At 40.6% G+C, this 17,140-nt stretch carries 17 protein-coding genes and 1 pseudogene; 13 read left to right on the forward strand and 5 right to left on the reverse strand.

Annotation, left to right across the window (positions count from 1 at the left end):
- Nucleotides 1-226 precede the first annotated feature (226 nt).
- The 3 genes and pseudogenes from HNQ56_RS15945 to HNQ56_RS15955 all read left to right on the forward strand — a co-directional run bounded on the left by HNQ56_RS15945 (nt 227) and on the right by HNQ56_RS15955 (nt 2,161).
- On the forward strand, nt 227-688 hold the full coding sequence (locus HNQ56_RS15945) for a helix-turn-helix domain-containing protein (RefSeq protein WP_429148341.1): 462 nt from the start codon (nt 227-229) through the stop codon (nt 686-688).
- A gap of 148 nt (nt 689-836) precedes the next feature.
- Nucleotides 837-1,364: a transposase gene (locus HNQ56_RS15950; RefSeq protein WP_429148343.1), complete on the forward strand. Its 528-nt coding sequence runs from the start codon at nt 837-839 to the stop codon at nt 1,362-1,364.
- A 282-nt stretch (nt 1,365-1,646) separates the two neighbouring features.
- Nucleotides 1,647-2,161: pseudogene (locus HNQ56_RS15955) on the forward strand (GrpB family protein).
- Nucleotides 2,162-2,316: 155 nt separating this feature from the next.
- Here HNQ56_RS15955 and HNQ56_RS15960 read toward each other — a convergent pair.
- The 3 genes from HNQ56_RS15960 to HNQ56_RS15970 are packed head-to-tail and all read right to left on the reverse strand — an operon-like array spanning nt 2,317 to nt 4,161.
- Nucleotides 2,317-2,961: an ABC-2 transporter permease gene (locus HNQ56_RS15960; protein WP_429148345.1), complete on the reverse strand. Its 645-nt coding sequence runs from the start codon at nt 2,959-2,961 to the stop codon at nt 2,317-2,319.
- On the reverse strand, nt 2,951-3,697 hold the full coding sequence (locus tag HNQ56_RS15965) for an ABC transporter ATP-binding protein (protein WP_429148348.1): 747 nt from the start codon (nt 3,695-3,697) through the stop codon (nt 2,951-2,953). The genes HNQ56_RS15960 and HNQ56_RS15965 overlap by 11 nt, the downstream gene beginning before the upstream one ends.
- Entirely contained in the window at nt 3,694-4,161 is a 468-nt protein-coding gene (locus HNQ56_RS15970) for a helix-turn-helix domain-containing protein (RefSeq protein WP_429148351.1), read from the reverse strand. Before HNQ56_RS15970 ends, HNQ56_RS15965 begins: the two co-directional genes overlap by 4 nt.
- A 248-nt stretch (nt 4,162-4,409) precedes the next feature.
- Here HNQ56_RS15970 and HNQ56_RS15975 point away from each other — a divergent pair, with 248 nt between their 5' ends.
- The 8 genes from HNQ56_RS15975 to mcrC all read left to right on the forward strand — a co-directional run bounded on the left by HNQ56_RS15975 (nt 4,410) and on the right by mcrC (nt 12,695).
- A complete protein-coding gene (locus HNQ56_RS15975; protein ID WP_429148353.1) occupies nt 4,410-4,553 on the forward strand; it encodes a hypothetical protein in 144 nt (47 codons plus the stop codon).
- A gap of 247 nt (nt 4,554-4,800) precedes the next feature.
- Nucleotides 4,801-6,771 carry a hypothetical protein gene (locus HNQ56_RS15980; protein WP_429148355.1) on the forward strand — a complete coding sequence of 657 codons (1,971 nt, stop codon included), beginning with the start codon at nt 4,801-4,803 and terminating at the stop codon, nt 6,769-6,771.
- A 1,018-nt stretch (nt 6,772-7,789) separates the two neighbouring features.
- Nucleotides 7,790-8,275, forward strand: coding sequence for a helix-turn-helix domain-containing protein (locus HNQ56_RS15985; protein WP_429148358.1), 486 nt, complete (start codon nt 7,790-7,792; stop codon nt 8,273-8,275).
- A gap of 137 nt (nt 8,276-8,412) precedes the next feature.
- Nucleotides 8,413-8,709 carry a hypothetical protein gene (locus HNQ56_RS15990; RefSeq protein WP_429148361.1) on the forward strand — a complete coding sequence of 99 codons (297 nt, stop codon included), beginning with the start codon at nt 8,413-8,415 and terminating at the stop codon, nt 8,707-8,709.
- Complete coding sequence (locus HNQ56_RS15995) at nt 8,706-8,960, forward strand: hypothetical protein (protein WP_429148364.1); 255 nt, start codon at nt 8,706-8,708, stop codon at nt 8,958-8,960. The genes HNQ56_RS15990 and HNQ56_RS15995 overlap by 4 nt, the downstream gene beginning before the upstream one ends.
- A 60-nt stretch (nt 8,961-9,020) precedes the next feature.
- Entirely contained in the window at nt 9,021-9,200 is a 180-nt protein-coding gene (locus tag HNQ56_RS16000) for a hypothetical protein (RefSeq protein WP_429148367.1), read from the forward strand.
- A gap of 40 nt (nt 9,201-9,240) precedes the next feature.
- Complete coding sequence (locus HNQ56_RS16005) at nt 9,241-11,634, forward strand: AAA family ATPase (protein WP_429148369.1); 2,394 nt, start codon at nt 9,241-9,243, stop codon at nt 11,632-11,634.
- A complete protein-coding gene (gene mcrC / locus HNQ56_RS16010) occupies nt 11,631-12,695 on the forward strand; it encodes a 5-methylcytosine-specific restriction endonuclease system specificity protein McrC (RefSeq protein WP_429148372.1) in 1,065 nt (354 codons plus the stop codon). The genes HNQ56_RS16005 and mcrC overlap by 4 nt, the downstream gene beginning before the upstream one ends.
- A gap of 161 nt (nt 12,696-12,856) precedes the next feature.
- Here the strand turns inward: mcrC and HNQ56_RS16015 are convergent, their stop codons facing one another.
- Nucleotides 12,857-14,359: a catalase gene (locus tag HNQ56_RS16015; protein ID WP_429148374.1), complete on the reverse strand. Its 1,503-nt coding sequence runs from the start codon at nt 14,357-14,359 to the stop codon at nt 12,857-12,859.
- A 271-nt stretch (nt 14,360-14,630) separates the two neighbouring features.
- On the opposite strand from HNQ56_RS16015, the gene HNQ56_RS16020 reads away from it, so the two are divergent.
- Nucleotides 14,631-15,968 carry an FRG domain-containing protein gene (locus HNQ56_RS16020; protein WP_429148376.1) on the forward strand — a complete coding sequence of 446 codons (1,338 nt, stop codon included), beginning with the start codon at nt 14,631-14,633 and terminating at the stop codon, nt 15,966-15,968.
- Between the two features lie 386 nt (nt 15,969-16,354).
- Nucleotides 16,355-16,696: an arsenate reductase family protein gene (locus HNQ56_RS16025; protein WP_429148379.1), complete on the forward strand. Its 342-nt coding sequence runs from the start codon at nt 16,355-16,357 to the stop codon at nt 16,694-16,696.
- Nucleotides 16,697-16,741: 45 nt separating this feature from the next.
- Here the strand turns inward: HNQ56_RS16025 and HNQ56_RS16030 are convergent, their stop codons facing one another.
- Nucleotides 16,742-16,942: a cold-shock protein gene (locus HNQ56_RS16030; RefSeq protein WP_429148381.1), complete on the reverse strand. Its 201-nt coding sequence runs from the start codon at nt 16,940-16,942 to the stop codon at nt 16,742-16,744.
- Between the last annotated feature and the right edge of the window lie 198 nt (nt 16,943-17,140).

The raw sequence follows: 17,140 nt of genomic DNA on the forward strand, positions 1-17,140 counted from the left end.
ATCAGTAAAGATTTCCATTGCCTTTTAATTATTAGATAACAGAAACTGCGCCACAGCCTTGGCAGGCCATCGCGCAGCGATTTTGTTCAATTCCAATTTAATAATCAAACAAATAGACATTAGATATCACACGGTTATCTAGTACTTTGTGATATTTAAATACTGTATAAAATATTCTCTGGTGATATGCTATCCTTATAATAGAGGTTAAGTGGGAGGATATCATATGCCAAAGAAAAAATATGATATTGAGCTAACCAATAAAGAACGCATAAAACTTACAACCATCATTAAAACAGGAGCTTCACCAGCAAAAGTTATTACTCGCGCCAATATTTTGCTGGTATCTGACGCATCTGTCGGAAAGCTTCTTACTGTCGCAGAAACGGCGGAGCGTTTCGATACAACACCTACTACTGTTCAGAATGTAAGAACACCATTTGCCGAAGTTGGCTTAGATGGTGCCCTTTATAGAAAAAAGCGTGAAACACCGCCTATACAGCCTAAAGTTGACGGAAACTTTGAAGCCCATATGATTTCTATTTGCTGCAGTGAACCTCCGGAAGGCTATGAACGGTGGACATTACGCCTGATTGCTGATAAATGTGTAGAACTTGGATACATTGATTCTATTTCTCATATGACGGTCAAGCGCACATTAAAAAAAACCAACTTAAACCTCATCTAAAAAAATGTTGGTGCATACCACCCAAACATAATGCTGCATTTGTTGCCGCAATGGAGGATGTCCTCGAAGTATACAGCCGCCCCTATAATGAAACATTTCCAGTTGTATGCATGGATGAGAAACCATTACAGCTTCTTGCGGATGCACGTTGCAAAATCAAAATGGAACCAGGGAACCGGAGCGTGTGGATAGTGAATACATCAGAAAAGGAACATGTTGCATCCTCCTTTTCACAGAACCATTAAGCGGATGGCGTTGTGCCGATGCATATGAGCACCGGACAAAGATTGACTGGGCACATCAAATCAAATGGCTGCTGGAGGAACAATATCCGGATGCTGAAAAAGTTGTATTGGTAATGGATAACCTGAATACACATAATATTTCATCACTGTATGAGGCATTCTGCCCGGAAGAAGCATTGTTTATGGCAAAACGGCTTGAAATACATTATAGGCCAAAGCATGGAAGCTGGCTTGACATTGCTGAGGTGGAGTTGTCAGCACTTGGCCGTCAATGTCTGGGTAGCCGACGTATTGATAACTTGCAAGATCTCAATCATGAACTAAAAGCCTGGTACGTAGACCGTAACCGGAAACAAAAAGGTGTTGACTGGCAGTTTTCAACCGATGATGCAAGGATAAAACTTAAACGGCTATATCCGATTGTCAAATAAAACTTTTAGGTGTTACAGAGTACTAGTTTCAGCAGTAGATTAAGATGACTAGTCAAAATCTACACTAAACAATAAAGAAAGAGATTTTCAGCTACAATTTACATAAGCTCATGGGAGATATGTCTTTATTTCAGCAAAAGCGTATGGTATTATGTAAGCAAATAGAGAGTGAAAATCATTATGTTTTATATAAGACAACTTGGGAAAAGCATTGCGATTATTTAGGAAGGAGGTGACTGAATGAAAATCCATATTATACCTTACCGCGAGGAATGGGTGCAAATGTTTCTGGAGGAAAAGTCGCGGCTGGAACAGATTAACGGATTGGAAGCCAAGAACATTGAGCATGTCGGGAGCACCTCTATTCCGGGACAGGCGGCCAAGCCGGTAGTAGATATTTTGTCGGCGTTAAAAAACTGATGCCGCTTAATTATTACAAAGATCTGCTGCAAGCACCCCGCTATAGATATACGGAAACCGATATGGAAGGTCGCTGGCTGTTTGGCGGCTATGAGGATGGCGTGTGGAAATACAACATCCATCTGCTGCCTGTAGAGGGGTTCTACAACCGCACAGAGTTTATCATCCGTGATTTCCTCCGTAACCACCCCGATTATGTGGAAAAATATGGGGAGGTTAAGCGCGAATGTGCCCGAGCGGAGGTGGACACAATGGCGGAATACACCCAGGCCAAGACAGCATTTCTGCAAAAAGTTTACGATACCGCCAACGAAGAAAAGGGATTTCCTAAACGGCCTGTTTGGGAGGGGGACAACAACCCGCTGAATGAGCGATAAAATGAGGGCTCCATGGAGATATCTCATTTAATTATTGAGAAGCCTTCAATAGTGTTATTCTTTTGTCAGAGGATGGATCACATATGCGAAAGCCTGCCCCAAAAGCTGAAATTGCTTTATCGGCAGGCTTTTATAAAATGAATTAAGACAAAACCTTATAAATCAACCTGATCAAAACGTTTTGCAGAAATCCGGTATGCAGTAAACATTCCGATACCATATACTGCTGCACCGGCAACCAGTATGGGAAGCTGCCGCAGCATCATATTTGGCACAACGCTGTCGAGCCACTCAAACTCTGGGAAATGAACAAGTACCTCCATTATAACCACTGCAATAGCAGCCGGTATGATGGCCAGCAGGAACGCCTTATCAATTTTATAGGCTGTTTTGAAAAACTGTGTCAGCAAAATTACATCGAAGATAGCATATATCATCAGCCCAAAGCCATAGTAGGCTACATTTGCCTCAATACCAGCCGGATTGCCTTCTGGCAAAACGCGAACGCGCAGTATGGCAAAGGGCAGGGAAATGAGTAGTTGTGTCATCTGGGTCAAAATCATAAGAAGGAATTTGGCCTTCACCGCATCCCTCTTTTTTACCGGCAGCAGAGCGGTATAGTAAATATCGTTTGTTTCCCGGCCATACATAAAAGTAATATACGGTGCAAGGCAGCCGAACAGGAACACCATACCATACGGATATGCCGGAACAATAACCAGCGCTCCAAGCAGGGTGAAGATATACAGATTGGGATGGGCGGCCAGCCGCAGTTCCTTGTAAAGTAGATTAGATATCATAGCTTCTCCTTTCCGTTCGTATCATAATTTCCTCCAAAGACAGCTTCCCGCCTTCACCTGGCTCCTTCAGGTTCTGGAAGGACTGGATAAAGGCGAATTTTTCAGCACTTTTCAGCAGTTTTCCCTCCTTGATATAGGTAATATCATCGGCGCATTTTTCCAAATCAGAGGTAATGTGAGTAGAAAAAAGAATGCTTCTTTCCCCGTCCTTCACAAGCTGGCGGAACAATCCCAACAAATCGTCGCGGGATACCGGGTCAAGCCCGCTTGTGGGTTCATCCAAAATCAACAGCTTGGCATTGTGGGATAGTGCAAGGGCTAGCATATATTTAACTTTCATACCGGATGAAAGTTCCTTTACCCGTTTTTGGGGGTCGAGCGCAAAAGCCCTGAGATATTTTTGATAGGCTTCCTCATCCCAATTTTGGTAAAAGCGCTTTGTGACCGCTGTAATAACAGCTAACTTCTTATGCTTGTAGAAATCAATCTCGCCCAGAACCACACCGATGTTTTGCTTGCAGCTTTCCTCATTTTCCATAAAGCCGCGGCCAAACATTTCGATTTTCCCGCTGTCCGGGCGCACCAGATTCAGCATGGATTTTAAGGTTGTGGTCTTTCCGGCACCATTTTTCCCGATCAGTCCCATAATCCTGCCCTGCGGCAGCGAAAACGTAATGTCACGTAGTGTAAAACTCGGATAATGCTTTGTTATCCCTTGCACAGACAATATATTCACGTATTATCCTCCTTGCCCTTAAAAAAACTATCAACAGCTCCGCCGGTCATTCGCAGAAAAGTATTGCTGTTTACCAATGCAATTCCGGCGGTCACCGGATTGCTGTCCCCCAGCACCACCAACGTATCGCCGGGTTGAAACTTCATCGTGTCCCGTGCCTTTTTAGGCAATACGATTTGTCCCCTTTCGCCTATGGTTACCGTGCCGAAGATGTGTTTATTTTTGGGGCCGATAGGAATCCCCTCCTGTTCAGAGTCATAACGCACCAAGTCATTCAGGGAAACCTCAAATAAATCAGCCAGCGCCTCACAGTTGAGAATGTCAGGCAGGGAGTCTCCGTTTTCCCACTTTGCCACGGCTTGCCGTGTGACGCCAATTTGCTCGGCGACTTCCTCTTGCGATAAACGGCGACGGGTTCTCAGATGGCGTAGGTTGATAGCAATATTATTTTTAGAATTATTCATACTTTTCATACCTCCTTATTTAATAATACACCTAAAGTCAAAGTAATGAAACCAACTGTTATGCACATATTATGTTCGTTTTAGTTGCATTTATTTTTGTATATTACAGATTATACTAATTACATAAATTTCTTATAAATATCGCTTGACTCCAACCTGAGGCAAATTCTTTAAAAAATGGTATAAGTGTCAGTTATAGCAGTGTATCGGATGCAATTGAAAGGCATATCCGCTTTATGCAGAAAGATATGAAGATTGACGCGAAAGGTTTTGCTGCTCAAGCAAAATTTTTAATGACGGATGATTTCCATAGGCGGAAGCTTGAAGGTCAGCAAGTAGGATTAAGTTATTATATCTGCTTTGCGGCAGAAAGCTATGCAACAAAATGGTAAAATAAAAGAAACTTTTTCGCAAAGGAGTATTTTACCTATGACACGAGCAGAGATATCCACAATAGCTGTTTTCCATAAAATCAAGCATATTTAAAAGAGTTTACCTTTCAGAGCTGAGACCTCTACTTGTTGCTTGTAATATTGAGGAAGATATTGTATACTAATATTATTATTTTTAAATGTTAATCTATTAATTATTAATATAATGGAGTACCATATTAAATTATATCAATTCGGAGGATATGTTGTGTATAACCAGAATTTTGATCCTTTAAGTGCTAAATATCTTGGCAACGATGAGGTAGTAATAAAATCGTTGAAAAGAGAGATACAAAACATTTTAAGTTCTTATGTTGGTTGGTTTGACACTTTTTGCGAATTAATTCAGAATGGGTTAGATGCTTTAGATGCCCGTACAAAATTGAAAGAGCCTGATTTTAAACCGATGCTTCATATCATTATTGATTTAAAACAAAATGCCGTGGCTGTAACTGATAATGGAATAGGTTTTGAAGAACAACAATATACAAAATTTTTGGCTCCCAACTTTTCTTTTAAAAGTGGTAATACGAGGGGGCATAAGGGTGTGGGATCAACTTATCTTGCATATGGCTTCAATTATATACAAATTGCAACGAAGGCTCCTTCATTTACTGCACTTGGTAAAATGGAGAATGCGAGAAATTGGCTTTCCGATGAGAATCCGGCAGGAAATCCAATGGTAATTCCAGATGACTCGGAACCTTATGATCCTTTGTATAATGATATAGACCGAGGAGTTTCAGTTTGTATTAAGTATGATGAGAATACAAATCCAAAAGACTTATCTTGGATGAAAATATCTAATGCTGAAAATTGGTTGAAAGTCCTTAGGGTAAAAACCGGTTTGGGAGCAATAAAGGCCAATAACAATATTTTGGTCAAAGTAACTGTTATTGATAAAAACGGGAAGCAAACCGAGGCGGAATGTCAAGGAATAGGGTATCTTTGGGCAAATGAAATGTTTGAAAAGGTGCAAAAATATACGGATATTAAATTAAAGATGGATCAGCTATATCGGATAAAGGGTGATACCTATCGATTGCCATCAAAATATTTAAATCTTAATGCTATTTATGATATGTGGGATTACAATCGTCTACAAGAAGAAATAAATATAGAAGAATCTGAAAATAAAATAATTGAACAATGCAAACCTATAGTTTATTTTTGCTATGTATATTCTACAAAAATATGGGATAAGTTTAGTGAATCTCTTGGTTTAAGAAATGGAATAAATATAATGTCAGGCGGTATACAAATAGCAGCAAATAACATGCCTCAAGGAGAATTAATACTTATACCTTTAAAAAAGAGTGCAGGTAGACAATTTCAACTTCATGTAGTTATGCATTTTGAGAATTGTTTTGCTGATTTAGGCAGAAAAGGTTTTCAAAAAGATATTGTAGATTTTTCAAAAAGTATTGCTAGAAAAATGGCAGATGGTCCTTTAAATAAAACTAAAAGATGTTTTAGAAAAAATACAGGTGCTACACCTGACGATTTGATGAGACAACAGCGTTTAGATGATTGGAAAGTTGATATGAAAGCTCACGAAAATGCTAAGCCCTTAGTTTTCGAGAATGAAAACTTTTTCCTCCCAATGAAAAGAGTTTCAATAACATCAGAACCAACAAGGGAGCAAGATGTGATAGCTTTATTTAATCAATTATTAGCTGGCGGTGTAATACGTGGCATTAAAATAATGTCAACAAATGAACGATTTACATATGACGGATTATACCATATTATAATTGATCCACCGATCGATAACCACGTTTTTAATGATGTAAAAAATCCTTTAGGAATTTTGAAGGAAACCTTGGGCGAATTAAATGAGGAATATCCAGAAGGAATATGCTCTGAGCCAAAAGTATTGGAATATAAATTTAGTCTTGATGGGTTGATTGAGGATATAGAAAGCGGTATAAAGAATAGTAATGACATAAATCTTGTTATAGCCTGGGAAGCAGGTGATTTATATAAGGAAAAGTTCTATATTACTTCACTCCTATTAGATGAAAATATATATATGCGACAATATCATGGTGTCACACATAAATTATTGGATGTAACAACGAGTCAAGTTGTTTGCGATTTGATCTTATTGAAAGATTTGATAAAATACTTGAATGATCCGGAAAGTTGTAAAATTGAGCAAGAAGAATATGATGAATAATTATATTTGTCTTTTCGGGATCGGAAATTGGTTTGTTTACACGTTTTCTGGAACTCATGGGCAGTGGTGTTGAAATGAAAATAACGCATACCTACTGCAATTTCCAGGAGCTCATTGATATTGCAGGCGGTTTTGTGCAGAAAAACAGTGCTCAATTCAAAATCAATTAATATCACCCAAACATCTTTCCAATCCTATTGTTCTTATTGAATTTGATGATAATACAAGACCGGATTATGCTATGGCGGAAGCGGCAGAGGAAACGCTAGAACAAATTATAGCGGAATATGGTGAAGACAAATCTGTTTTGATGATCGGACGTTACAATTATGACAATTACAAGTCGTGCCGGTCCGGCCGCTTTTCAGAATTGCCTGGAAACCGTATTAGAAGTGAAAAATATTCCACGGTCAATCTGACCTTTATAACGACACACAGTTGATCTATTTCGATTGAGACGCCCGATCTGTGGATATCCGTTAAAGTATGAGTTTAATAAAAATTATGATATGGGACTGTATCTCTGTGAAGCATATGAAAGATGCCATCGATTATCGAGTGATGAGTTATTATAGGAATAGAGGTAAGATTAATCACGTAACATATTAGGCGTGATGCTTTTTATAAATAACCTACTGAAGTTTTCTACTGATCTGATAATCCCAAAGCATTTTATGTCCTACATAAGTTTTGCGAAAGAGGAATCCAATCTGTTCAGGAGGATTTTTATAAATAATCATTTTAAGGTCAATAGCTTTATAGAAGTGATAGATGAGGAGGAGCTTCTATGTTGGTGTCCAATAATGGGGTCTTTCAAGAAAAATAGAGAGGACAAATGTTCTGCAACGCATTCGGCGGGTTTTTAGGGCGAATTACCCGTGCGGAGGCAGCCGTATTCCTGCAGCGGTACCTGGAACCGTAAGAAATGTAAGCTTCTACCCATATTCTACTCCTGGTAGGAAGACATTTATCTGAAAAAATTATATACTCAGCCTATGAAAAGCAAGGAGTGATGGATATGGATCAAGTAAAGATAGGCAAATTTATTGCCCAAAAAAGAAAAGAAAAGAATATAACCCAGGAACAATTAGCAGAGCATCTAGGAATTACAAACAAGGCTGTTTCCAAATGGGAATGCGGAAGAGGCCTTCCGGATGCGGCGCTGATGAAACCATTAAGTGAAATACTGGGCATCACGGTAAGTGAATTGCTGAACGGGGAAAGTTTGGAGGAGGAACAGATGACGCATTCTGAAAAAACAATCCTTGATCTTACAACAATCATCGAAGCCTTGAAGAAACAAAAAAGAATGATTATATACGCCGCGATAGGTTTATTATCGATGAATGTAGGCGATCGGCTGCCGGAGCTTCTCAAGCTGGATATGGAAAGTATGAATTCACAGCTTTTACCGGGGATACTTGATGGTTTATCAGCAGGCTTGTTTATTTTAGGAGTTGCGTTCTGGGGAGCAGGGGCTGCGCTTTTCATAAGAAATAAATGAAAAGATTGAAAACAAGGGATTTTCAAGTGTTTGGAGCTATTTGCAGTGTAATATGGCAGAGCTTCAGTACCTGGAAATCCCTTGTTTTAATTTTGAATACATTGTAAAATTATCTGATTAGGTCTATAATACATATAATGGTTAAAATTTCAAAAGTCACAGACCAGATAAGTAAAACCCAAAGAGAAATTTATCAGCATATCATTAACCGTCATGATTTTGATTTTGAGACAGTAATAATAGAGAAGCTGAAAGAGCAAGAGGAAATAAACAGATTACCGGAGCATCTGGCTTGGATTATTGCAAAGCATACATTCTGTGAGGGACAGTTCTATGCGCTTCAGCAGTTCCAGCTTGCTAAAAAGGGCGGGAATTTGGCGGTTAGCTGTTTAGGAATTGGATTGGAATATAAAGATGTACGGCTTCGTGGATGAAGGAGGCGGTGAGGATCTGGGTGAACAGGGAAAAGCCTCAGCTTCTCGGCAGACAGGTCATGATTTACACCTTTTTACTGAATGGACTTAAAGGCAGAAGAATCATTGGAATAATACCAAATGCAGAGGATGACGGCTTCTTCCTTTTAATTGAAGGGGGCAGGAAGGTAAGACTGGAAAGCGGCGTTATCCCATATATATGGGTGAGCAGATTGGCTATTATGATATTAACATGTTGCTGTTGTCCGTAGTATTGGAGAAATTATGAAGTAAAAGGGAAGAAGACGACGCTGTTATTCAGTAAAGGCGGAGTGACCCAAGCGGCAGCGGATGAGATTCGGCAACTGGCTCTGATGGGAGGATTCGTTCTGTGTATTACCAAGGAGGATTTATTATCCGTCACGAAAAAGGAGGACTTTTATGATATTCTGGCTCGGAAATGGAGTGAGCTGGAGAAAACGATAGAAAATGATCTGGGCCTATTGGGGTAAAGATCAAGACTCATTGCGATAAATACAAAGGAGAGAGATCATGTTTGACAAATTCCGTCTAAAAGAGGTTCTCGTAAGCTATAAACGAGATTTTATCTTACAGCAGTGGCCAAATGAAAAATATAAATGGGAAGCCGTAAAGTGGTTTCAAGACAATTGGAATGTCAATGCATCAGATTTTGCGGACATGCTCACACGTGCTCTTGCCAAAACATATAATCTGCTTGCTTCTGTGAATAACTTCCCGGCCAAAATGATACAGATTTTTGCCAACGCAGCGCCAGAGGAAGTGCGCGCTATGTTCATTGATCTCTTTGATGAAAGCAGGGAGGTCTATGAACGCATTGAGAATTTTAAAATGAAGTCCGCCGCAATGCTTGGCAGGTACGGCAATGGTGCGGGTCAGCATTACCAGAACGAAAATTCCATCAGTACATACCTGTGGCTTCGCTACCCGGATAAATATTTTATCTATAAAATAAGTGAGATTAAAGTTGTTGTAAGCGAACTGGAAAGCAATTACGGCTTCAAGAGAGGCGCATATGCGGACAACATCAGGAATTTCCTAAAGCTATATGACGAAGTCTGTACTGAATTACAGCAGGAGGAAGAACTGATCGGTTTGCTGAAATCACAGCTTACTGACAGCTGCTACCCTGACCCTGCGCTTCACACTCTTACTATTGATGTCGGCTTCTATATTAGCCGCTATTATAGTGAGCAGAAAGGCGGATATGCCAAAGAGTGGTGGCCCGCGGATTATTCACCGGAGCTATCCGTCGGCGACTGGGTAAAACTCCTGCAGGACAACACCATATTCTATACCAGCAGCCTCGAAATCATGAAGCGTATGAAGGATTACGGCGGACAGGCCACCTGTACCCAGCTTTCTATCAAATACGGTAAGACAAAGAATTTCTACAATACGGGTTCCTCTGCTTTGGCAAAGCGAGTAGCCGAGAAAACGGGATGTCCCGTACTGGACGAAGGCAGTGATAATCCCCGCTGGTGGCCGGTTTTATATATTGGGAAATATGCGGCCAAAGAAGAGGACGGCTCTTATACATGGAAGCTGCGTGATGAGCTGGCGGAAGCATTGGATAGAATTGATCTTTCCGGCATACAGCTGTATGCCTCCGATGATGCCGGCAAGGAGGAGCGAAAATATTGGTGGCTGAATTCCAATCCAAAGATTTGGAGCATTTCCAGCCTTCCGGTCGGAGAGGTTCAGTCCTACACTCTTTATAATGACAATGGCAATAAGCGCCGGATTTTTCAGAATTTCCTGGATGCGAAAGCCGGTGATATGTTTATCGGATATGAATCCAACCCTGTAAAGCAGATTGTTGCTATTGGTAAAGTCAGCGCTGAACAAGACGGTGAGGAAATCTATTTTGAGAAGACGGAAGGCCTTGCTGTTCCCATTGATTATTCCGTGCTGAAGAGCTGCCCTGAATTGGAGCATATGGAATACTTCAATAACCCGCAAGGCAGCCTGTTTAAGCTGACTAAAGGAGAATACGAATTTATAATCGACCTCATCCGGGAGGAAAACCCGCAGCTGCCGAAGCCGGTAACCATCGAAAAGTATACCAGAGAGAACTTCTTGGATGAGGTCTACCTGGCCGGGGAGAAATATGACCGCCTTGTATCCGTTTTGAAAAACAAGAAAAATCTTATTTTACAGGGAGCCCCGGGTGTTGGTAAGACTTTCGCTGCAAAGCGCCTGGCTTATTCTATCATGGGTGAGAAGGATGAAAGCCGAATCGAGTTTGTACAGTTTCATCAGAATTATTCCTATGAAGATTTTGTGATGGGCTATAAACCCGTTGATGACGGCTTTGAATTGAAGTACGGTATCTTTTACCGCTTCTGCCAGAAAGCTGCCAATCAGCCGGACAAGGATTATTTCTTCATTATCGATGAGATCAACCGCGGCAATATGAGCAAGATCTTCGGTGAGCTGCTCATGCTGATTGAATGTAATTACAGGGGCACCAAGGCTGCCCTTGCCTATAATGGCTTGGGCTTCGCCGTGCCGGAACGGCTGCATATAATCGGAATGATGAATACGGCTGACAGGAGCCTTGCAATGATTGACTACGCCCTTCGCCGCCGTTTTAGCTTCTTTGACATGGAACCGGGCTTTGATTCAGACGGTTTTATAAAATATCAGAAAGGCTTTGCCAACGAAACCTTCCATGAGCTTATTGCCAGGATCAAGGAACTTAATAGGGAAATCGCCCTGGATAAATCTTTGGGAAAAGGCTTTTGCATTGGCCACAGCTATTTCTGCGGAGCAAAGGAATGCACTGAGGACTGGATGAAGGAGATCATTGATTATGATATTTTGCCCATGCTCAGTGAATACTGGTTTGATGATAATACAAAACTTCAGCGCTGGGAGAATATCCTGCATGGTATATTTCAATGATTAAGAACAAAAATACTCTGATAAAGAATATTTACTACATGCTGTCCTATGCGTTTCAAAGGCTAAAGCATTCCGTGTATGATGATGTTGCCGTGGAGGAATTCGAGGATATGCATAATCTCTTTGCAGCTGTTCTTGCAAAGGGAATTGGCCTTCAGCTAAAGCAGGGCTTATACCGCGAATATCTGAATCGCCAGGAAGATATGGTAACGATGCGCGGTAAAATCAACATGCCCGGAACAATAAAAAATAAATTTGCCCGCAAGCAGCTTCTGACTTGCGAGTATGATGAGCTGTCTGAAAACAACCGGCTTAACCAGATCTTAAAAACAACGGTTATGCTCTTGCTTCGCCATGCAAGGGTGAAACCGGAGTATAAAGATGATCTGAAAAAAAAGATGCTATTCTTCTCCAATGTAGATACCCTTGATCCATCTTCAATAAAGTGGACATCGCTTCGTTTTCAGCGCAATAATCAAACTTACCGAATGCTGATCAGCATTTGCCAGTTGATTATGGAGGGGATGCTCATCACAACGGATAAAGGAGACTATAGGCTGGCTTCTTTTATAGATGAGGAAAGAATGTGGCGCTTGTACGAGAAATTTATATTGGAATATTATACACAAGAATTTCCTTCATTAACGGTAAGCGCATCACGGATTCCCTGGAGCCTGGATGATGGAGCGGGAACGATGCTGCCGGTTATGCAAAGTGATATCACCCTGCAAAAAGGGAATAATGTGCTAATCATTGATGCGAAATATTACTCACATACGACTCAGGTGCGATACGACAAGCATACGCTTCACTCAAATCATTTATATCAGATTTTTACTTACGTAAAGAATAAAGATTACCAATTCGGCAAAGCACCCCACGTGGTTTCCGGCTTGGTTCTGTACGCAAAGACGGAAGATGAGATTCAGCCGGATGGCAGCTATCAGATGAGCGGCAACAAAATTAGCGTGAGGACATTGGACTTAAATTGCGAATTTGCTGAGATTGCGAAACAGTTAAATGCAATAGCTGAGGAACACTTTGGAGTTACAGCGGGTTGAGGGATGGACATACTCCAACAAGCAGAGTGAATGGGTCATTACAGATAAATGCTTCATACAATTTAGTCTGCTAATGTGCGGTAAAAGAGTCTAATGGAAAAAAGCTGCGCATAACCTGGAAAGGTCATTTGCGCAGCGATTTTGTTCCATTAGGCTATATTCTATCTTCTCTTTGTATCGGCATACAAACGCATTTGATTTCTTACCGTCTCTGCAAGGGCGGGAGAAACTTGTTCCAAATGCCATAAGACCATACGCTGTGTATTAGGCTGGGCGTCCACAAGTCCTGACGCAATATTATCTGCGAGATTCTTTTTCTCTTCTGCAGAAAAAGCTTCATACCTTTGCGTTGCTTGCGTAAAATCATCTGGATTCGGAATTTCGGCACGCATAATTTCACCGGCGACATATCTGCCGTTTCCGCTGGATACCATATCTGCAGGGGACCAGTTTGGCTGTTTGTTGACGGAGATATTACGATAATCAGGACCCAGCCTGTGACGCTGTGCATCGGAATAAATAAAGGTACGCCCCTGCAGCACCTTGTCATCTGAAAATTCCAGACCGGGAAGTAAATTCGCCGGATTAAAGGCTAATTTGTCTACCTGCTCAGCATAATTGTCCGGGTTACGGTTTAAAACCATACGTCCGACAGGTAAAAGGGGATATCGGGCTTCATCCCACACCTTGGTATCATCCAAAGGGTCAAAGGGAAGCCGTTTTTCATCTTCCGGATTCATCAGCTGTACACGAAGTTCGTATTCAACTGTATTTCCTTTTGCTATCGTGTCATATAGGTCACGCCCGGCAATATTAGGGTCTTGGCATGCCAGCCATTGAGCTTCCTGCTGGTCAATGTGCTGGGCTCCTGCCGCGGGGAACCAGTGATACTTCACATAGCGGCGAACACCCTGTGCATTTCGCCAGACATAGGTGTTCACACTATATCCTTTGATATGGCGAAGGCTCTTTACTGTTCCCAAATCCGAGAAAAACCACATCATCATATTTGTTGCCTCGGGATACTTGGCAAACAGACTCCAAAGCCTCTCCGGATCCGGCAGATTATTCACCGGTGAGGGCGAAAGACGGCTGATGACATCCGGTACATGAATGGCATCCCGTACAAAGAAGACAGGGAGATGATTGCAAAGCAAATCAAAAAAACCTTCATCGGTATAGAACCTGGTGCTGAACCCCCGTACATTTCTTAAGGTGTCCGGTGTTCCCTGATTACTGGAGGCGAGAGAAAAGCGCACCGCTACCGGCACCTGCTGGTTAGGCGTTTGCAAAAATCCGGCCTTGGTATATTCTTTCATTGAATGAGTGGTGTAAAAATATCCAAAAGCACCATAGCCTTTTGTATGAATCCGTCTTGGTAATGTGGTGGAGAATACAAATTCTTCTAAAGACTCGTGCAGAACAGTATCCTGTATAAGTACAGGCCCCCGAACACCTACTGTCTGGGAATGGGATACATCTGAGCCCCTTGACTTTACAGGTGTTACGTTTGGACGGGGTGCTCCGGCAGTCATCGGATTACAGTTCTGATTGACACCGGAGGGGGTTGATTGGGAGCGATTGGAACGGATGTGTTCATTTTGCCTACCTGTACACGAGGGATTTCCTCTTTTAGATTGAAACCATTCGTTATTGCCATACATATAAGAGACCTCCAGGACGTGTTAAAACACGGGAATAATATATGATACAGTGTATTCCTGATTTTTAAAGATGACACCGTTGTACATGTATGCTTTGATTTTTTCGCAAAGATAAACCAAGGGCATGGAGGTTGTGCGGATATGGAGAGGAAATTTGCCAGAGGCGAAGGGAATGGTTAAGACACATGGAAATAGATTTAACTTCTGCCGGAAAGAGGGATTTTATTGAATGTTGTAAAACAATGGTTTATAATGTCTATATATTATTAGATTGGGGGCGGTTATCTTCTTTTTCTTCTTTTTCTTTTTTGAAAATTTAAGTGATAAGCCGATTATACTTGAGGCGTTCCGGGAGATTTGCGCCAACAAGCTTTCTTTGGACAACTACTGTGATATGGAAGAATATATCTTTGGCAGAATAGATAAGAGGGAAATGCTCCACTCCCTTTCTTCAATAAGCTCGCCTTTTGCAGCATTATATAAGGGTTCCTATCCAACATTGGATAATGCCAATACCCGGTGGGATGAGTTTGAAGATACCTATCTCTCAAACTGGCAGATTAAAAGCTTGAATGATAATACATATTCGGATCTTCAGCCTCGTTCCCTGCTCAGATATATTGAAGCAAAGGCCATTGTAAATTGGGTATACCAGGCATATAAAAATATTGAAGAGCGGAAGAATGCCACAAAGGAGTTCCTTCATGCTATGAGTGAAATCTATAGTGTAAAGAACCTTGCATTTGCCGATAGTGTTATTTATGTCAAAACTAAAATAACGATCAACATTATTACTTCTTTCACAGGCTTCATTAAAACGATTCAAGATAATGGACAGGGACACAGGTTTTATTACCGTGGACATTCTAATTCAAACTATGTTTTATTACCGTCCATAATGCGAAAACCAAATTGGCTGATACATGAACGTGATATGTATAATGAGGCAATCATTGAATGCCCGGATGAGTTTGCCCATTGTTCCACGCATCTGGATTATTTAGTTCACATGCAGCATTATGGATTGCCTACCAGGCTTTTAGACATAACAAGAAATCCTCTCGTTGCATTGTATTTTGCATGCGAACAAAATCCTAAAAATTCAGGGGAGATAATTGTATTTGATGTGGAAGAATGTAAGATAAAGTATCCGGGAAGCGATGCGGTATCTATACTTGCCAGCTTGCCGCAATTTACGCAAGAAATAAAAACCGATTTTTCAAACTGGGCATCGGATCCTAAAATAAGTAAAGCAGATTTTAATAAAAAAGCAATTCGGCTTCTGCATGAAGTCAGATTGGAAAAACCGGCCTTTAGAGATGAAATCCATAAGGAAGATATCATGGATTGCTTTTTCGTTCTGTCTGCAAAGAAAAATAACCGTATCATCAAGCAAGACGGTGCATTTATCATTTGTGGGTTATTCGATGAGAATCAAAATCCGATTAACAAGTATCGCTATAAAGAAAAAAAGAAAACCCAGATATATATTATAAGATCAAAAGCAAAAGAGGGCATTTTAAAGCAGCTTGACAGATGTTCCATTAATAGAGCCTCTCTTTTTCCGGAAATATCCGATGTGGCAGAGTTTATAAAACAGAAATATTGATAGAGTGCAAACGATAGAGGAGTTGGGATTTTGAACCATAAGAGGGAACAACTTATATTAGAATTAAGAAAAATCCAGGAAAATCAATATAAGGTAACAGCACTGCGACAGATTGGATATTATAAATGCAATATTATTTAATGCAGAAGAGAAGCTAAACCGATTCCTTATAATGGATAAGGAATTAATGGGATTATAACACCGCTGCCACGGCCCTCTGATAAACAGCCGCTTAGGAAGATAATCGGAGCAGAGAATAAATCCGAAAAACGGTTATTCGCCATCCAATAAAAGCGCTGTGATAAGGATGAATTTCCGGAGATTAAGAGCCTCAATTATCGTGGTCTGTATCGAATAAAGCAGTTTTATAGGCATAAGGAGCAGGTATGAACATACAGATTTTTGGCACGAATAAGTGCTTTGATACAAAGAAAGCCATGCGGTATTTCAAAGAAAGAAATATAAAATATCAATTCATTGATATGAAAGAAAAGGGCATGAGCAAGGGGGAGTATAACAGTGTGAAACAGGCCGTCGGCGGCCTGGATCATATGCTGGATACCAATTGCAAAGAGAAAGACATAATGATGCTGGTGAAGTATATCTCTGATGAAGATAAGGATGAAAAGGTGTTGGAGAACCAAAGAGTTTTAAAGACTCCGATTGTCAGAAATGGCAGGCAGGCAACCGTTGGTTACCAGCCGGAGGTATGGAAAGATTGGCAATAAAAAAGGATTACGTATAAGCAATCCCTTTTAAGCCAAAGTATTTAATTATGCGATCTGTACGTTAACAGCCTGCATTCCGCGCTGACCCTTTGTCAAATCAAAGGTTACGGCCTGACCTTCGTCAACAGACTTGAAACCGTCCATAGCAAGACCGCTGTAATGTACGAATACATCATTGCCCTGGTCATCAGAGATAAAACCAAATCCTTTTTGTGCGTTAAACCATTTTACAGTACCTTTATTCATGAAAGATACCTCCTTAATATTTATTTATATTTCAATAAAATAAAAAACACATATCCCAGTAAATCAAAAAAAGATTTACAAAAATATGTGAAATCAATTCTTTATTTAAAATACTCTCTTACTATAGCATGTAAAATTCCGTAAGTCAAGGGAAATAAAATAATATTTCCTGATATTTCATGGATCTGATATATTGGA

The organism is Anaerotaenia torta, from assembly GCF_050433395.1.
Taxonomy (GTDB): domain Bacteria; phylum Bacillota; class Clostridia; order Lachnospirales; family Lachnospiraceae; genus Mobilitalea; species Mobilitalea torta.